The organism is Rhizobium pantanalense (assembly GCF_030182525.1).
Classification (GTDB): Bacteria; Pseudomonadota; Alphaproteobacteria; order Rhizobiales; family Rhizobiaceae; genus Rhizobium.
Map to the genome: position 1 here is coordinate 396088 of NZ_JAQJCH010000002.1, position 16594 is coordinate 412681.

Annotated in this window: 15 protein-coding genes and 1 pseudogene; 7 read left to right on the forward strand and 9 right to left on the reverse strand. The window is 59.9% G+C overall.

The window, feature by feature from the left end; all coding sequences use genetic code 11:
- Window positions 1-4: 4 nt before the first annotated feature.
- Window positions 5-245, forward strand: a pseudogene (locus tag PH558_RS07920) (plasmid stabilization protein).
- Here the strand turns inward: PH558_RS07920 and PH558_RS07925 are convergent.
- From PH558_RS07925 to putA, 7 genes are all read right to left on the reverse strand, one after another.
- Window positions 242-1315 (reverse strand): ABC transporter ATP-binding protein, encoded by a 1074-nt coding sequence (locus PH558_RS07925; protein WP_285203234.1) that lies wholly within the window; start codon window positions 1313-1315, stop codon window positions 242-244. The pseudogene PH558_RS07920 and the gene PH558_RS07925 overlap by 4 nt on opposite strands.
- Before the next feature lies 1 nt (window position 1316).
- Complete coding sequence (locus tag PH558_RS07930) at window positions 1317-3248, reverse strand: glycoside hydrolase family 127 protein (RefSeq protein ID WP_285203235.1); 1932 nt, start codon at window positions 3246-3248, stop codon at window positions 1317-1319.
- A 23-nt stretch (window positions 3249-3271) separates the two neighbouring features.
- Complete coding sequence (locus PH558_RS07935) at window positions 3272-4135, reverse strand: carbohydrate ABC transporter permease (protein WP_113231050.1); 864 nt, start codon at window positions 4133-4135, stop codon at window positions 3272-3274.
- Window positions 4132-5049: a carbohydrate ABC transporter permease gene (locus PH558_RS07940; RefSeq protein WP_285203238.1), complete on the reverse strand. Its 918-nt coding sequence runs from the start codon at window positions 5047-5049 to the stop codon at window positions 4132-4134. The genes PH558_RS07935 and PH558_RS07940 overlap by 4 nt, the downstream gene beginning before the upstream one ends.
- Window positions 5050-5115: 66 nt before the next feature.
- Window positions 5116-6354, reverse strand: a complete 1239-nt coding sequence (locus PH558_RS07945) for an ABC transporter substrate-binding protein (RefSeq protein ID WP_285203239.1) — start codon at window positions 6352-6354, stop codon at window positions 5116-5118.
- 44 nt (window positions 6355-6398) lie between these two features.
- Entirely contained in the window at window positions 6399-7355 is a 957-nt protein-coding gene (locus PH558_RS07950) for a LacI family DNA-binding transcriptional regulator (protein WP_350223800.1), read from the reverse strand.
- 464 nt (window positions 7356-7819) lie between these two features.
- Window positions 7820-11524, reverse strand: a complete 3705-nt coding sequence (gene putA / locus PH558_RS07955; protein WP_285203242.1) for a trifunctional transcriptional regulator/proline dehydrogenase/L-glutamate gamma-semialdehyde dehydrogenase — start codon at window positions 11522-11524, stop codon at window positions 7820-7822.
- A gap of 185 nt (window positions 11525-11709) precedes the next feature.
- Between putA and PH558_RS07960 the strand changes: the two genes are divergently transcribed.
- Both PH558_RS07960 and PH558_RS07965 read left to right on the forward strand, forming a co-directional pair.
- Complete coding sequence (locus PH558_RS07960; protein ID WP_015342703.1) at window positions 11710-12171, forward strand: Lrp/AsnC family transcriptional regulator; 462 nt, start codon at window positions 11710-11712, stop codon at window positions 12169-12171.
- A gap of 144 nt (window positions 12172-12315) precedes the next feature.
- Entirely contained in the window at window positions 12316-12570 is a 255-nt protein-coding gene (locus PH558_RS07965; protein ID WP_285203244.1) for a hypothetical protein, read from the forward strand.
- A 57-nt stretch (window positions 12571-12627) separates the two neighbouring features.
- Here PH558_RS07965 and PH558_RS07970 read toward each other — a convergent pair whose 3' ends face one another.
- Window positions 12628-12813: a 4-oxalocrotonate tautomerase gene (locus tag PH558_RS07970; RefSeq protein WP_095436818.1), complete on the reverse strand. Its 186-nt coding sequence runs from the start codon at window positions 12811-12813 to the stop codon at window positions 12628-12630.
- Between the two features lie 116 nt (window positions 12814-12929).
- On the opposite strand from PH558_RS07970, the gene PH558_RS07975 reads away from it, so the two are divergent.
- The 4 genes from PH558_RS07975 to vapC all read left to right on the forward strand — a co-directional run bounded on the left by PH558_RS07975 (window position 12930) and on the right by vapC (window position 15669).
- Window positions 12930-13814 (forward strand): LysR family transcriptional regulator, encoded by an 885-nt coding sequence (locus tag PH558_RS07975; protein WP_285203245.1) that lies wholly within the window; start codon window positions 12930-12932, stop codon window positions 13812-13814.
- Between the two features lie 70 nt (window positions 13815-13884).
- Complete coding sequence (locus tag PH558_RS07980; RefSeq protein WP_285203246.1) at window positions 13885-14889, forward strand: LacI family DNA-binding transcriptional regulator; 1005 nt, start codon at window positions 13885-13887, stop codon at window positions 14887-14889.
- A gap of 148 nt (window positions 14890-15037) precedes the next feature.
- Complete coding sequence (vapB, locus tag PH558_RS07985) at window positions 15038-15271, forward strand: type II toxin-antitoxin system VapB family antitoxin (RefSeq protein WP_095436815.1); 234 nt, start codon at window positions 15038-15040, stop codon at window positions 15269-15271.
- Window positions 15271-15669: a type II toxin-antitoxin system tRNA(fMet)-specific endonuclease VapC gene (gene vapC, locus PH558_RS07990; RefSeq protein WP_095436814.1), complete on the forward strand. Its 399-nt coding sequence runs from the start codon at window positions 15271-15273 to the stop codon at window positions 15667-15669. Before vapB ends, vapC begins: the two co-directional genes overlap by 1 nt.
- A gap of 53 nt (window positions 15670-15722) precedes the next feature.
- On the opposite strand, the gene PH558_RS07995 is transcribed toward vapC, so the two are convergent.
- Window positions 15723-16592, reverse strand: a complete 870-nt coding sequence (locus PH558_RS07995; RefSeq protein WP_285203247.1) for a LysR substrate-binding domain-containing protein — start codon at window positions 16590-16592, stop codon at window positions 15723-15725.
- Between the last annotated feature and the right edge of the window lie 2 nt (window positions 16593-16594).

Genomic DNA, 16594 nt, shown 5'->3' on the forward strand with positions numbered 1-16594 from the left:
AAACATGGCTGAACCAAAATTGTCGGTTCGTAGTGCTAAGGCACGTGATCTCGCACATCGGCTTGCTCGACGTGAGAACCGGACGATTGTCGATATCGTCGAACGAGCCCTGGAAGCCTATGATTAGTGAAGCCGGTCGCGAACCCGCTTCGTCTTTCTATGCTCGAATGGCTATGACGGACGATGACGATATCGACCTTGAAGCCGTTATTCGTGAAGAGCGTCAACTCAATCACAACGCTTAACGCAGCTGTCCTCCCTGCTTGTCGAAATAGCGCCGACGTTCGGGTGGGCAATGCAGATGGAGCGTGTCGCCGCGCTCGATTTCCGGCCCGTCGCGATATTCGGCGATGATCGCCTGGCCGTCCTCTGTCTGGCAGTAGAGATAGCGGGTGCCGCCCAGATATTCGGTGACGTCGACCGTGACCCGCATGGCATCGTCGGCATTTGACGCGACGACGAAATGTTCGGGGCGCATGCCAAGCAGGATCTTTTCTCCCGCCGATGGCTTGGTTTGTGAAAGGTCGACCTTGATGCTGCAGTTTCCCAGCTTCGCCGTCCCGTCGCCGGACCACGTCACTTCGATCATATTCATCCTTGGCGAGCCGATGAAGCCGGCCACGAAACTGTTGGCCGGATCTTCATAGACCTCTCGCGGGCTGCCCACCTGCTCGATCCGGCCGTCTCTCAGCACGACGATCCTGTCGGCAAGCGTCATGGCCTCGGTCTGGTCATGGGTGACATAGATCATCGTATTGCCGAGTTCGCGATGCAGCCGGGCAATTTCGATGCGCATGGAGACGCGTAATTCCGCGTCGAGGTTGGAAAGCGGTTCGTCGAAGAGAAAGACATCGGGCTCGCGAACGATGGCACGGCCGATGGCGACACGCTGGCGTTGGCCGCCGGAAAGCTGTCCCGGCCGGCGGTCCAGGAGATGGTCGATCTTGAGGATCGCGGCGGCGGAGCGCACGCGTCTTTCGATTTCGGATGCCTCGGTCCGGGCCATTTTAAGTCCGAAACCGAGATTGTCGCGAACGCTCATATGTGGATAGAGCGCATAGGACTGGAAGACCATGGCGATGCCACGCTCGGATGGGTCGAGATCGGTGACATCTCGGCCCTTGATAGCGATCTCACCGTCGGTCACCTCCTCCAGCCCGGCAATCATGCGCAGCAGCGTGGACTTGCCACAGCCGGAGGGGCCGACGAAGACGACGAAAGCGCCTTCCGGTATGTCGAGATCGATGCCGTGGATGACCGCGAGACCGCCGAAACTCTTGCGGACGCCGGTCAGGCGCATGCCGTTCTTCGTCATGTCAGGCTCCGCGCTGCAGCTGGTCGGCGCGGATCCAGACCAGCATCTCGCCGGGATCGCGATTGTCCCAGAGATGATAGGGCACGAAACGCGCGGTGGAGGCAGCCCTTTTCGGGGGTGTCGTCCGGTAGAGGTCGGAACCCCAGTCCGCCTCATCGCGCGTGACCGAAACATCGAGCGCCACCGCACCCTCCAGTGCGGCAATTTCCGTCGTCTTGGCGGAGGCCGGGTCGCTGGAAAGCGAAATGCCGTTGAGGTCATGACCATTGTCGGTGGTTTCGACGCAATAGACGAGCGGGCCGCGCATCAGGGCCGCGCGTCCGGCATCCTGGCGGACTTTCGGATTGGCAAACAGCGTGCGCGGGATCAGCGGAAGGGTCAGGTCGACGCTGTCGCCCGCCTGCCACTCGCGCTCGATGCGAGCATAGCCATCAACGGTGACCGTTGCGGGATCGACCGGTGCGCCATTGATAGCGAGCGTCGCGCCCTCGGCCCATTCGGGAATGCGCAATGAAATGGCAAATCTAGCCGAGCGATCCGGATTGACCTCGAAGCGAATCGCGCCGTCCCACGGATAGCGCGTCTCTTGGGAAAGCTGCACGGTCAGACCACCGGCGAGAGGGACGCGGGCTTTGCTCTCGCCGTAGAGATGAACGGCGATCTCGTTGTCGGCGGCGGCATACATATAGGAGCCGACGGAGGCGAGCAGACGCGCGATATTCGGCGGGCAGCAGGGGCAATGATGCCAGGTCCAGCGATGATGCTTGCCGGCGCTTTCCAGAGGGTTTTCGTAGAAGAAGGTTTTGCCGTCCTGTGACAGGCCTGCCATCGCGCCGTTATAGAGCGCCACTTCCATGATGTCGGCATAGCGGCGGTTCGGGCCGCGGCCGAGCATGCGGTTGGCCCAGAAGACCAGACCGACGGAGGCGCAGGTCTCGGCATAGGCGCTTTCATTCGGCAGGTCGTAATAGTCGGTAAAGCCCTCGTTCGAGGCTGCCGGTCCGATGCCGCCGGTCACATACATCTGCTTGGTCGTCAGGTCGTTCCAGAGCGTTTCAAGGGCCGAGGTCAGCGTATCGTCGTTATATTCCGTGGCGATATCGGCCATGCCGGAATAGAGGTACATGGCGCGCACCGCATGCCCCACCACCTTGGTCTGATCGCGCACCGGCTCGTGCGACTGGCTGTACTCATAGGTCTTCTGCACGAAATTCTTGGGGTCGCGGCCGTCGCGAAGCGCTTCCTCGGTGAAGAAATGCGGTTCCTGGCCGCGCTCGTCGATGAAGTATTTGGCGAGATCGAGATATTTCTTCTCGCCGGTGACACGGCCGAGCTTGACGAGGGCGAGTTCCACCTCTTCGTGGCCGCAATAGCCGCGCAGCTGACCTTCGCCATGGCCGAAGACGGTAATCATGTAATCGGCAAAACGGCTCATGATATCGAGCAGCTTGCGCTTGCTCGTTGCTTGGTAATAGGCGACGGCCGCCTCGATCAGATGGCCTGCGCAATAAAGTTCGTGATGATCGCGCAGGTTGGTCCAGCGCCGGCCGGGCTGAACGCGCTGGAACCAGGCGTTCAGATAGCCGTCTTCCTGCTGCAGCTTCTCATACATGTCGATGATGGCGTCCGCACGCGCCTCCAATTCGGCATTGGGACGGCGATAGAGGGAATAGGCGATGGTTTCGATCGACTTGCCGAGATCACTGTCCCAGAACATCTGCGTCGAGCCCGACCATGTCTGCAAGGGGATGACGATGCCGGGGCTTGGCTGGCTGACGTCGATCGCCTGGATCATGCCAGCTTCGACGCAGCGGTCGAGCAGGGTTGCCGCGGTGGAGTTGCAGATGGCATCCTGGCGGGCGCCGAAAAGGCCAGCGAGCTCGACATTCGGAACGGGCAGGGGGCGAAACTGGCGGTTTTGCTTGTCAGACATGGCTTTGATCCTTGCTTAAAAGGTTATTTCACCGCGCCGGCCATCAGCCCGCGCATGTAGTAGCGTTGCAGAAGCAGAAAGACGATGACGCAGGGGATGGTCATGACGGCGATGCCGGCCTGGACCGCGCCCCAGTTGACGGCGCCAAGGCGGCCGGTCCTGACGGCGATCATCAGCACCGGCAGGGTGAATTTCTCGTTGCTCGACAGGAGCACCAATGCGGCCAGAAACTCGTTCCAGGCATTGAGGAAGGCGAAGATCGCGACGGTCGCGACACCCGGCAGCACCAATGGGAAGAGGACGCGAAAGAGCAGTTTCAGATCGCGCGCGCCATCGATGCGCGCCGCTTCCTCGATTTCCTTCGGCACGGCGTCGAAGGCGTTGCGCATCATGAAGACCGAAAAGGGAAGCTGCAGCGTCACATAGACGAGCGTCAGCCCGATCAGCGAATTGTTAAGACCGAGCCTTGCCAGGATAATGAAGAGCGGCGTCAGGATCGACTGGAAGGGGATCATCAGCGTCGCGATGATCAGGATAAAGAGCGCGCCCTTGAAGGGGAAATGATAGCGCGAGAAGCCATAGCCGGCGAGCAGGCTGACGATGACGGTCAAGAGCACGGTGGCGACCGAGACGAAGAGCGAGTTCAGCGTATGTTGGATGACCCCGGCGCCAAAGCCGTCGAGCGAGCGATAGGCGTCGAAACTGAAGCCGGTTGTTGGCCATGGCGGCAGCGGCGGCAGGCTCGCCTCGGTTCCATGCCGGAACGACGACAGCAGTGCGATGGCGAAAGGCGCGAAGAAGAAGATGACGATGATGACGCCGATCCCGTGATAGCCGATGCCATCCAAGAGCTTGCGCCTTGCGCGGCGTTCCTTTGCGGTGGTCATGGCTTATCCTCCCCGACGCGCAGCAGCCAGAGTTGCACGATGCTGATCAGTACCAGGATGACGAGAAGCGCGATCGAGAGCGCCGCGCCATAGCCGAGATTGAAGGACACGAAGGACTGGTTGAAGATGTAGTAGACGACCGAAATCATGCGATTCTGCGGGCCGCCTGATGTCATGATGTAAAACTGGTCGAAGGCAAGCACCGAACCCGTGATGGAGATGATCAGTGCAAGCGCGATCGTGCGGCGCATCAGCGGCAGGGTCAGATGCCGGAAGCGCTGCCAGCGCTTGGCGCCATCGATGCGGGCGGCCTCGGTCAATTCGGAAGGGATTGCCTGCAGGCCGGTCAGCAGAATGATCATCGTGAAGCCAGCGATCTTCCAGACCACCATGACGATGATCGTTGCAAAGGCCATGTCGAAATCGGCAAGCAGGTTCGGCCGCTTGTCGACAAGACCGAGTGCCAGTGCGGCGGGCGCGAAAAAGCCGGCGTCGACATTGGCAAGCCAGACCCAGAGCAGCGACGCCGTTGCAAGCCCGACGACAACGGGAAGGAAGATGATGGTTCGGTAAAAGCCGACGAGTGGCTTGTGCTTTTCAACAAAGAAGGCGAGCGGGAAGGCCACGGCGAAAATCGCAATGGTCACGATGATGGTGTAATAGGCGGTGAAGCGCAGCGCTGCCATAAAGCGCATGTCGGAGACCATGCGAATATAATTACCGAAGCCGATCCAGCGGGGATTGCCGAGCAATGGCCAGTTGTGGAAGCTCATCCAGAAGGTAAAGACCACGGGTAGCACGAAAAAGACGATCACGAGCGCCATGGCCGGCGCGATATAGACAAACCCGTGCCAACTGGCACGTCGTCGCCGCTTTCGCGGACATGCGATTGCGATAGCTCCAGGGCCAGCCATGGAATGCTCCCGATATTGCGATGGAGGAACCGGGGAGCCCAAAGCTCCCCGGCGCGGGTGAGTTTACTATTGTTGGGCGTTGTCGATGATCGACTGCATCTCCGACTGGGCATTGGAGAACGCGCCATCGACGTCGCTTCCGAAGATGGCTGCGTTGGTGAAACCTGCCCAGGGACCGTTGGCGCTGTTGATCAGGTCGTTGAACTGCAGCGTATAGGGCGTCTTGGCGACGGCGATCGCCTTCAGCCCGACCTGCATGCGCGGATCGAGGCCCTGAAGCACCTGGTCGGCGATATCGCCGCGCGTCGGCAGGCTGCCGTACTTCGCCATGATCTTCTGCCCGTCGAGCGAATAGGTATATTCGAGGAACTTCTTCACCGCATCGAGCTTCTTCGTGCCCTTGGAGATGACGAAATTGTCGCCGCCGGCAAAGGAAGACGGCTTGCCATCGGCGCCCGGGATCAGCGTCACGCCGAAATGGATATCGGGATATTGCGTGATCAGCGTGCCGATCGAGAAGGCGCCGATGCTCTGCTGGCCGATCTTGCCGTTGCTGATGCTGAGGAAGTTGGCGCCGGTGTCGCTTGCGGCTCCCGCCGGCACCAGATCCTTCTTCACCAAATTGCGGTAGATGTCGACCGCCTTGCGCATCTGCGGTGTGTCGAGCGTCGCCTTCTTGCCGTCTTCCGAGAGAATGTCGGCGCCCGCACCCCAGACGAGCGGCGTGAAGGTGAAGATCATGCAGCCGCCGCAACCGCCGCCGGAGAAATAGAACCCATAGGTATCGCCGCCGAGTGCGCGGATCTTTTCGGCGTTGCTCGTAATCTCCTCCCATGTGGTCGGCGCCTTTTCAGGGTCGAGGCCCGCCTTTTTGTAGAGATCTTTGTTCCAAGCAAAGACCGAGGTCTCGACGGAGAGAGGCAAGCCATAGATGTGACCGTCATAGGTGCCGAGCTTCACGTGTGAGGGCGACAGCGAATTGAAATAGGGCAGGCTCTTTGCCCAGTCCGTCAGGTCTTCAAGCTGGCCGGCGGCGGCAAAAGCCGGTGTATAGATGAGGTCCATCGACAGGGCGTCCGGTGCCTGACCGCCGGCAATGGCCGTCGCATATTTTTGCACGAGTTCGGCAAAAGGCACTTCGGTCAGCGTGACCTTGTCCTCATGGCCGGCATTATAGGCCTCGACGACCTTCTTGAAGGAATCGCCGATGCCGCTTCGAACCCACATGGAGATGTTTTCGGCGGATGCGGCGGATGCAAGGCACAAGGATATAAGGCCGGTTGCGGCCAGAAATCGCTTCATCATGTTCTCCTCCCATGGGCTACTCCCGTCAGCCCCTTTTTCCTCTATCAACGATCGGGGCTTCCCCCGCATGATTGCCGGACGATAAGCTCGCACGGCAAAGTTCTGATGCCAGGTTCGACGCTGCGCCCTTCCGCAAGCGCGAGTACCGTCAGCCCGGCCTCGCGGCCAAGCGCCTTGAGATTCATGTCGACCGTCGTCAGCGGTGGCCGTGTCTGGGCAGCGACAATCTCCCAATTGTCGAAACCGACCACCGAGACATCCTCGGGCACCCGCACGCCGCGCTCGCGCAGCGCATCGACGACGGCGCGGGCGATCTGGTCGTTGCCGCAGAAGATCGCGTCCGGCTTTGCTCCGGTCACGCTCCAAAGCTGTGCGACAGCATCGTGTCCCCAAGCCTCGGACCATGTACCGTACATGACCGGCAGCCCGTCTCCGGCGCGGTCGCGATAGGCCTTGGCGCGCTCACGCACTGAAACGAAGCTTTCAGGACCGGTCACATGGGCAATCCGGCGTCGGCCAAGCCCCTGTAGCCATTCGACGGCAAGGGCGGCCCCCTGATAGTCATCTGCGCAGAAGGTGACGCTTCCCGGCGCACCCTCGGTGAATGCATAGATCACCGGGACCGGCAGATTGGACAGATCCACCGGCAGGCGGCGGTCGATCCGCTTCCCCGAGGCGATGATACCATCCACATGCTTGTCCAACATCGCGTCCACATGAACCTTTCCAAGTGCCGGATCGTCCTCGATCGTGCAAAGGAAGACCGAGACGCCGTGATCGACGAGTGCCTCTGTGATGCCGGCCATGACCGGCAGCGTGAAGCGACCGTATGTATCGTTGGTCAGAAGACCGATTGTGAACGTGCGATTGCTGAGCAACCCCTTGGCCAAGGCATTCGGACGGAAGCCGATGTCGGCGGCGGCACGCTTGACCCTCTCGCGGGTCTCGTCGCCCATGCGGCCGGTATTGTTCAAGGCCTTGGATGCCGTTGAAATGCTCACGCCCGCAGCCGCCGCAACGTCATGGATCGTTGCGCGTCCGCTTTTCGCACGCTGATTTTCCAGATGTCTTCTCCCAGTCAGTTTTTATGAGAAAAGCTTTTCTCAGTGCAAGAGTCAACTAGAGAAAAGCTTTTCTCAAAAATTTCTCCATTGACCATTGAAGAGAATGAGGCGGCGAAATGCAGGGCGCGGTCTTTCATCACCCGCCCTCGTGGTTCGAGGCTCCGGCCCTTCGACAAGCTCAGGAGCCTGCGCACCTCACCATGAGGTCTAACCTTCTGCGCAAGACCGCACACAGAGTTGGCTTGCTACCGCGGGAACCGGTGTTATGTGAAGATGCGCACTCCATCCTCACCCTGAGGTGCGAAGCCTCGAAGGGCGAGGATGGCCCGGGTTTTCCGATAAAAATGGCAGCCGAAACCTTCCGGTCCGGCCACCGCGTCAATTTCAGATCGTTGGTGGTGTTAGCCGATCGTCATCAGGCTGGCATTGCCGCCGGCAGCCGCCGTGTTGATCGATGTCGTCACCTCTTCAAGCAGCCAGTTGAGGCAATAGGCATCGGCGTTCTCAGCAATTTCCTCGCTCGACGCAGCCTGTGTGAGAATCAGCGGGCCGGGGATAGCCGCGATCGTCTTGATCGCCTGCTGAACCCGCTCGGCATCACCTTCGATGAGAGCGCCCGCAAACGGCCCATCCGCTGCCCAGTCCTTTGTCCAGGAGATGCGGTTTGCGATCTGTACCGGCAAGCCATGAAGCTCACCCTGCAAGCCCGATGCTGCATCGATGACGATCGAATTGCCTGTTGCAAGGCCGGCGGCGATTTGGACATGCAGGCCAAGTGCCGTCTGCGGAGCGAGGAGGATCCGGCCGCGCGGATGCAGGGCATAGAGGTTCAGCTCACCGACCGGGCCTTGCAATTCGGTATTAAAGCCGAGCGATGATTGGGCGGCGACGGCACGGGCCTGTTTGGCCACATCCACAGCACCCCTGCTTTCGAGCCAGGCGATAAACTGCTGTGCAGCCGGATCGACCTGCACGGAGGCATCGCGCAACGGTTCCGTCGAGGAGGCGACCAGACGGCGCAGATACATCGGGCCGCCGGCCTTCGGGCCTGTGCCGGAAAGACCGCGGCCGCCAAAGGGCTGGACGCCGACGACTGCGCCGATGATGTTGCGGTTGATATAGAGGTTGCCGGCCCGAACACGCTCGGTGACATGGGTGATCGTATCGTCAAGTCGGGTGTGTAGGCCGAAGGTCAGGCCATAGCCGGACGCATTGATATCGGCAATCAACTTGTCCAGCCCCTTGCGCTGATAGCGCATGATGTGAAGGACCGGGCCGAACACCTCGCGCTTCAGATCGCTGAGTTTCTTCAGCTCGATGATCGTCGGAGCGACGAAGGTGCCCTTGGCGGCGCTTTCGGGCAGGTCGAGCTGTTCGACATTGCAGTCGAGCTTGCGCATGCGTTCGATATGCTCGTCGATGCCGCGCTTGGCGTTGTCGTCGATGACAGGGCCGATATCGACCGCGAGCCGATCGGTCTTGCCGACCGAGAGTTCGCGAAGAGCGCCGCGCAGCATGGTCAGCGTACGATCAGCGACTTCCTCCTGCAGGCAGAGGACGCGCAGGGCCGAGCAACGCTGGCCGGCGCTGTCGAAGGCCGAGGCGATGACATCGCCGACGACCTGTTCGGCAAGGGCCGAGGAATCGACGATCATGCCGTTCTGTCCGCCGGTTTCGGCGATCAGCGGGATCGGCTTGCCGAATTTGGAAAGCCGTTCGGCCAGCTGCGCCTGGATCAGGCGGGCAACTTCCGTGGAACCGGTGAACATGACACCGGCGGTTTCCGAGGCGTCGATGAGGGCGGCACCCATTTGTCCGCCACCCGGGACAAATTGCAGGACATCGCGCGGAATGCCCGCTTCATGCAGGATGCGAACGCCTTGGGCTGCGATCAGCGGTGTATTGCCTGCGGGCTTAGCGACAACCGGATTGCCTGCGACCAGCGCGGCGGCGATCTGGCCGGTGAAGATCGCCAGCGGGAAGTTCCATGGGCTGATGCAGACGACGGGGCCGAGGGGCACGCTCTCCGGCTTCAGCACCTGGCGGGCCTGAGCGGCGTAATAGCGGAGGAAATCGATCGCTTCCCTGATTTCGCCGACTGCGTTTGCGGCCGATTTGCCGGCTTCGCGGATGGTGAGGCCGACGAGAACAGGCATCTCGCTCTGCATGAGATCGGCGGCGCGCTCAAGGATCGCGGCGCGCTCGTCAGGGTGCACGGCTGCCCAACGCTCGGCTGCTGTGGCGGCAAGCCGCATGACGTCGGGGGCATCTTCCGGCTCGAGCTCGAGGACATGGCCAACGAGGTCCGCATGGTCGGCAGGATTGAGAACTGCACGGGCCACGCCGCGTTCGGAGCCATCGGCGAGAAGCGGCTTGGCGATCCAGTCTCTGGCCGCCGAGGCTTGCAGCTGCGCGGAGAGATCGGTGAGCGCGGTTTCATTGGAGAGATCGACGCCGGCAGAATTCCGCCGCGCGCCGCCGAACAGATCCGCCGGGAGAGCGATCTTGTCGTGCTGCGCGCCGACCACGGTCATAGCGCGCACGATCTCGACGGGATCGGCAATCAGCTCGGAAACGGAGACGGCCGGGTCGGCGATCTTGTTGACGAAAGAGGAGTTGGCGCCGTTTTCGAGCAGGCGGCGGACAAGATAGGCGAGCAGCGTTTCATGCGTGCCGACTGGCGCGTAGATCCGGCAGGGACGATTGAGATTTTCGGCGCCAACAACCTCTTCATAAAGCGGCTCGCCCATGCCATGCAGGCACTGGAATTCGTATTTGCCGACCGCGAAGTCGTTCCCAGCCAGATGGTAGATTGTTGCCAGGCTCTGGGCGTTGTGGGTCGCAAACTGCGGGAACACCACGTCGGTCGCGGCCAGGAGCTTCTTGGCGCAGGCGATATAGGAGACGTCTGTATAGATCTTGCGGGTATAGACCGGGAAACCTTCCAGGCCGTCGAGTTGCGCGCGCTTGATCTCCGCGTCCCAATAGGCGCCCTTGACGAGGCGGACCATCAGGCGGTGTCCCGAGCGGCGGGCAAGATCGATGATGAAATCAAGGACGAAGGGGCAACGTTTACCATAGGCCTGAACGACGAAGCCAATGCCATCCCAGCCGGACAGATCCGGATCGAGGCATAGCTCTTCCAGAAGATCGAGCGACAGCTCCAGCCGGTCGGCTTCCTCTGCGTCGATGTTCAGGCCGATATTGTAGCCCTTGGAGAGCAGCGCCAACGCCTTCACCTTCGGCAGAAGCTCGCCCATCACCCTGTCGGCCTGCGAGCGCGAATAGCGCGGGTGCAGCGCCGAAAGCTTGATGGAGATGCCGGGGCCTTCATAGATGCCGCGGCCAGCCGAGGCCTTGCCGATCGCATGGATAGCGTTTTCATAGTCGCGATAGTAGCGCTCGGCATCGGCATGAGTGGTCGCGGCTTCGCCGAGCATGTCATAGGAATAGCGGAAGCCCTTTGCTTCGAGCGCGCGTGCTCGCTTCAATGCCTCATCAATGGTCTCGCCGGTGACGAATTGTTCGCCCATCATGCGCATGGCCATGTCGACGCCACGGCGAATGACGGGCTCGCCGGCGCGGGCGATCAGCTTCGTCAGCGCGGCAGAAAGGCCGCCTTCGTTGACGGTGGAGGTTAATTTGCCTGTCACAACGAGGCCCCAGGTCGCGGCATTGACGAACATCGAGCGGCCACCGCCGATATGCGACTTCCAGTCGCCGCCGGCAATCTTGTCGCGGATCAGCGCATCACGGGTTGCGGTGTCAGGAATGCGCAGCAGCGCCTCGGCAAGGCACATCAGTGCGACGCCTTCCTGGCTGGAAAGGGAATATTCCTGCACCAGCCCCTCGACGCCGTCGCCCCTGTGCTTGGCACGCAGCGCTTCGATCAGTTTTTTGGCTGTCTTCTTTGCCGCTTCGCGCGTGGCGCCCGGCAAGGTTGCCGCTTCCACGAGAAAGGGCAGGCATTCCGTTTCGGGGCGTCTGTAGGCGGCGGTAATTGCCTGGCGAAGCGGACTCTGGGCGCGGATGGGCGGAGCGAAATGCGAAAATGGGGCAGCGTCTGGAGCTGGTTCTTCAGTTGCGAGCTTGGCAGAGACAGTCATGATAACCTCAAGATGCAAGGGCCTGGATGGCTGTGGTTGATGCCAGCGATATCGCCACCCGTAGCCCTCCCGTTGCTTCGGGCAGAACATACTTCATTCCAAGAAAGCATTCCGCCTTGAAACTGCGGCTTTCCAGTCATATTGAACTTCAATAGACGCCATTTCAAATATGAATGCCTGCGAAAATGACCAAATCCAGTGAAATTGACCAGTTCGACCAAAAGATCCTCGATGCCTTGGTGGAGGACGGCCGCATGTCGATCACGGAGCTTTCCGAGCGAGTCGGCCTTTCCAAGACTCCCTGCCAGGCACGCCTCAAGAAACTGATTGATTCCGGCTATATCGACGGCTTCAAGGCCATCCTCAATCCGATCAAGCTTGGCCTCGATCACGTCGCCTTTGCCGAAGTGAAACTCACGGATACCCGTGAGGAGGCCTTGCTCAGCTTCAACAATGCCATCAAGAAAATCAAGGAAATCGAAGAGTGCCACATGATCGCCGGCCGCTTCGATTATCTCCTGAAGGTCCGGACTTCCGATATTCGCCGCTACCGCATCGTTCTCGGCGAAAAGATTTCCAGCCTGCCTTTCGTCGCAAGCACTTCGACCAATGTCGTGATGCAGTCGGTCAAGGAAAACTGGTCGTGAATCCGCGCTCTATTTCATGCACTTCGTTGCACTTCTGATGAGGCTGCCATTCTCCAACTCATCTTGCCGGCTAAACAATGACCTAGATTTCGCCATTCGAATCGGATCATTGCAAGGCGCTAAAATAAGTAGGATGGAGTACGCATGGAGACCAGTGCAGGCGACCGAGACCTTGTCGAGGTCATGAAGCGGTACTTTGCGGTGAAGGCCGAAGTCGAGGAAATAAAGCTCCGCCTGGAGACGGCAAGGCGGGAAAGCGGCGAAGAGATCGAGGCATTCTACAATCCGCGCAGCAATCTGAGCCACGCCGCCGATATTATCCGTTCGCATGCTCTCAAGCAGGAAATGGCGCGCCTGATGGAGTGGGCCGAAGCCTGGGGCGGCAGAGCCTGGCGCTAAACGAGGCCTGACGGTCGAATAAAAACCGCCAGGCCGCGATCACGAAATCGGGTCGTTTCAGCTATCCGATTTCAGCTTTCCTGCCACCGCCCAGGACTCCTTCGAAATCTCGGTGATGATGATTTCCACCGATTCCGGCGGGCAGACGAGCGTTTCGACGGCGGCTTTGGTCGCTTCTCGAACGAAAGCACGCTTCTGGTCTTGTGTGCGGCCGGGATGCATTTCCAAGCGTAGGATGGGCATGGTGACTCCTTGAGTAATTGTCGCCGGATGTTCGACGCCTATGGACTATCTTGCAAAACCATCTGGCGATAAATACGCTCCTATTTGCTTCATTCCGAACCTATAGGTATGCAATTATGGACAAGTTGGCGGGAATGACGATGTTCGTCAGAGTGGTCGAGCAGGGCAGTTTCGCCGCCGCTGCCGACATAAGCCGCGTGTCGCCGGCCATGGTTGCCAAGCATATCAGGACGATCGAACAGCGGCTTGGTGCACGCCTGCTTCACCGCACCACGCGTCGCCATCAGCTCACCGAAGTCGGCAAGCTTTATTTCGAGCGCTGCAAGACGGTGCTGGCGGAGGTGGAGCTTGCCGAGCAATCGGCCTCCGAATTGCAATCGGCGCCGCGCGGGCGCCTGCGGCTCGTCGCGCCCGTCAGTTTCGGAACGCAAAGTCTTGTGCCGGCGCTTGTCGACTATCTGCATGAGAATCTCGAGGTCAGCGTCGATCTGGCGCTCGATAATAGTCCGCATGATCTGATCGGCGAAGGCTACGAACTCGGCATCCATATCGGCGATCTAACGGATACCAATCTCGTGGCGCGTCCGTTGAAACCTTATCGGCGCATTCTTGCGGCGTCGCCTGATTATCTGGATCGCTGCGGCAGGCCGCAAAGCCCCGAGGAGCTTGCCAATCATATGTGCCTCGGCCATTCCTACTGGCGTCTTCAGGGGCGTTGGCATCTCGTCGGTCCGGACGGGGAAACGCGCGAGATCGCCATCAACGGCAGGTTTACCACCAATCAGGGCGGTGCTCTGCGCGTTGCCGCTCTGCATGGAGCCGGCATTGTGCTGCAGCCGGAACTGCTTCTGGCGGCCGATCTCGATGCAGGCCGGCTTGAGCCCGTCCTGCCCCTCTGGTCGTACCAGCCGACACCCATGCACCTTGTCTATGCGCCGGACCGGCGTCCGACGGCCATGCTGCGCAGCGTCATCGATTTTCTCGTCGCTCGCTTCGGCTGATATTCCTCCTCTTTCATCTGCCGCGAATCCATGATCAAATCTGATCATCGGGCTGGAAAATGAGGAAAGCGTGGTCAAGATTACATTGAAGGATGTGGCGGCGGCCGCGGGTGTGGGAGCAGCCACTGTCGAGCGTGCGCTCAACGGCCGCGGCAATGTGTTGCCTGAGACGGCGGAAAAGATATTCATCGCCGCAAAGCGGCTCGGCTACCGCACGCCACATGCCGGGATCAGGCATGGTCTGGTGCGCATCGAAGTCGTGCTGCTCCGGCCTGAGACCTATTTCTACTCAAGGCTTAATCGCGCTTTCGAGCGCATCGCCGCCTTGCTCGATAAGGATATTTTGATCCAACGGACTTTCGCCAAGGAAGACGATCCTGCCGATTTTTCGCGCCATATCGCCAATCCGCAGGCGCGGCGTTCCGCCTTGATCGTCGTTGCACCCGATCATCCCGATGTGGTCGGTAGCATCCGTAAGGCTGCCAGCGGCGGCATTCCTGTCGTGCAGATCATGACGCGGCCGGCATTGGAGCTGCCTTACGTCGGCATCGACAATGAGGCGGCCGGCCGCACCGCTGCCTTCTATATGGCGCGCATGCAGGCTGGCATCTCAGGCACTTTCATCGCGCTCTGCCACAGCGGCGCTTACGAGAATCACAAGGCACGCATCCGCGGCTTTTCCAACTATCTGCTTGATCATGCGAACCCATCGCATCGCTTCCTCGAAGTCATGTTCGATGAGGATGATGAAATGAAGACGGTCGAGCTGCTGACGAGTGCCTTTGCCAGATATCCCGACATTGCCGGCCTTTATAGCGCGGGCGGCGACAATGCTGCGATCGCGACGGTTCTGCGCCGATATCGTCAGCAGCCGGTCTTTTGGGTCGGGCATGAATTGTCCGATGCGACGCGCGCCTATCTCATGGAGGATCTGATGACGATCGTTCTCGACCAAGCTCCGGAAGTTCAGGCCCGGCGTGCCATCGATCTGACGCTGAAGCGGCTCGGCCTGATCGATACCGACGTTGATCTCGAACCGGTGCGCTTTCTGACCGTAACCCCTGAAAGCCTTTGAGAACGTTGGCGAGTTGGCTCAGATATCTCCAGCCAACCAGCGCTCGTGGCTTAAACTGCATAGGCGCCTGTTGGAGCGATGTCTTGATTTTTTATGCCTACAGAGCTAAGTATATCCCAATTGCATATCCCAAAATCAGGAGCCGGACATGACGAGTTCGACTGTATTCATCAGCAACAGAAGCCAGGCTGTGCGTCTGCCCAAGGCTGTAGCATTCCCCGAGGACGTACATCAGGTCGATATCCTGAAGATCGGCCGCAGCCGCGTGATTGTGCCCCAAGGCAAACGATGGGATGATCTCTTCCTCCATGGCCCCCGTGTCAGTGACGACTTTCTGGACGAGCGTGAACAGCCAGTGGCGGAAGAACGCGAGTCCTTCTGATGCTGACCTATATGCTCGATACGAATATTTGTATTTATGTAATGAAGACTTATCCTCCCGCCGTGCGGGACAAGTTCAACGCGCTGGCGGAACAGCTTTGCATATCGAGTATAACGCTTGGTGAGTTGTACTACGGTGCAGAGAAGTCGGCTCGGCGCGTGGAAAACTTGACTGCCATTGAACATTTCGTGGCGCGTCTGGAGGTTCTGTCGTTTGGCGACAAGGCGGCTGCGCACTACGGACAAGTGCGAGCTGAGCTGGAACGCGCAGGGACCCCATGTGGTCCGCATGACATGCAGATCGGAGCCCATGCCCGCAGCGAGGGACTGATCGTGGTGACGAACAACATGAAGGAGTTCGCCCGCATGCCCGGCGTTCGGGTGGAGAATTGGGTATAGCCGTCGCCGCCATGATCTTGGCGAGGGGCAGTTCGAGTCGTCCAGATTGACGCCTAAGCGATTGCGGCATCGGCAGCAACCAGCCAGTTGCGAAACGTTTCAGCTTCGTCGGAAAGACGGTTGGCTTCGATCAACCAATAGGATTTATCGGTGTCCAGAGCCGTATTGGATAGGGCAACCAGCGTTCCATTGTCCAATTCTTCTGCAATTAAGGCCGAGGGGCAGAGACCTACACCTTGCCCGCCGATAACGGACCCGATCATCAAGCCGAAATCGGCAAAGATCGGGCCGGCCCTTGAAGGCTGGTGGATACCTTCGAGGGCGAACCAGCGTGTCCATGCGGCCGTCGTTTCATCGTGCAGGAGGTCGAGATTAAGGAGATCGGCTGGCGTCCCGATCGGTCCGTGACGGCGCTCATATTCTCTCGAACAGGTCGGCCGCGTTTCGGCCGTCAATAGCGAGATGGCATGCGTTGAAGGTCTTGGTCCGTGACGGATCAGAAGATCGACGCTTGCCTCCTCCGGCGTCCTCGCATCGAGCGCATAGACAATATTGATCTGGATTTCGGGGTATTCCTTCTTGAATGCCGGCAACCGGGGTATCAGCCACCGGGTGGCGACGGAAGCGATGCAGGCTACGCTCACCGGCCTGTTGCTTCCGGCAAGCCGTAGTTGTCGGGCGGCAATATCGATATGTCCAAGGCCGTTTGCCACTGCTGCCCCGAAATCGCGACCGGCCATGGTCGCCGTTACGCCGCGGGCGTGGCGCGTAAACAACTTGACACCCAGCCATTCCTCCAGGGTACGCACGTGCTGGCTGACGCCCGCGGCAGTGAGATTTAGCTCGGCTGCCGCCTTGGCAAAACTCTCATGGCGAATAGCAGCCTCGAAGGCGCGAAGGGAGGCAAGGGGGACATGTTGCATTC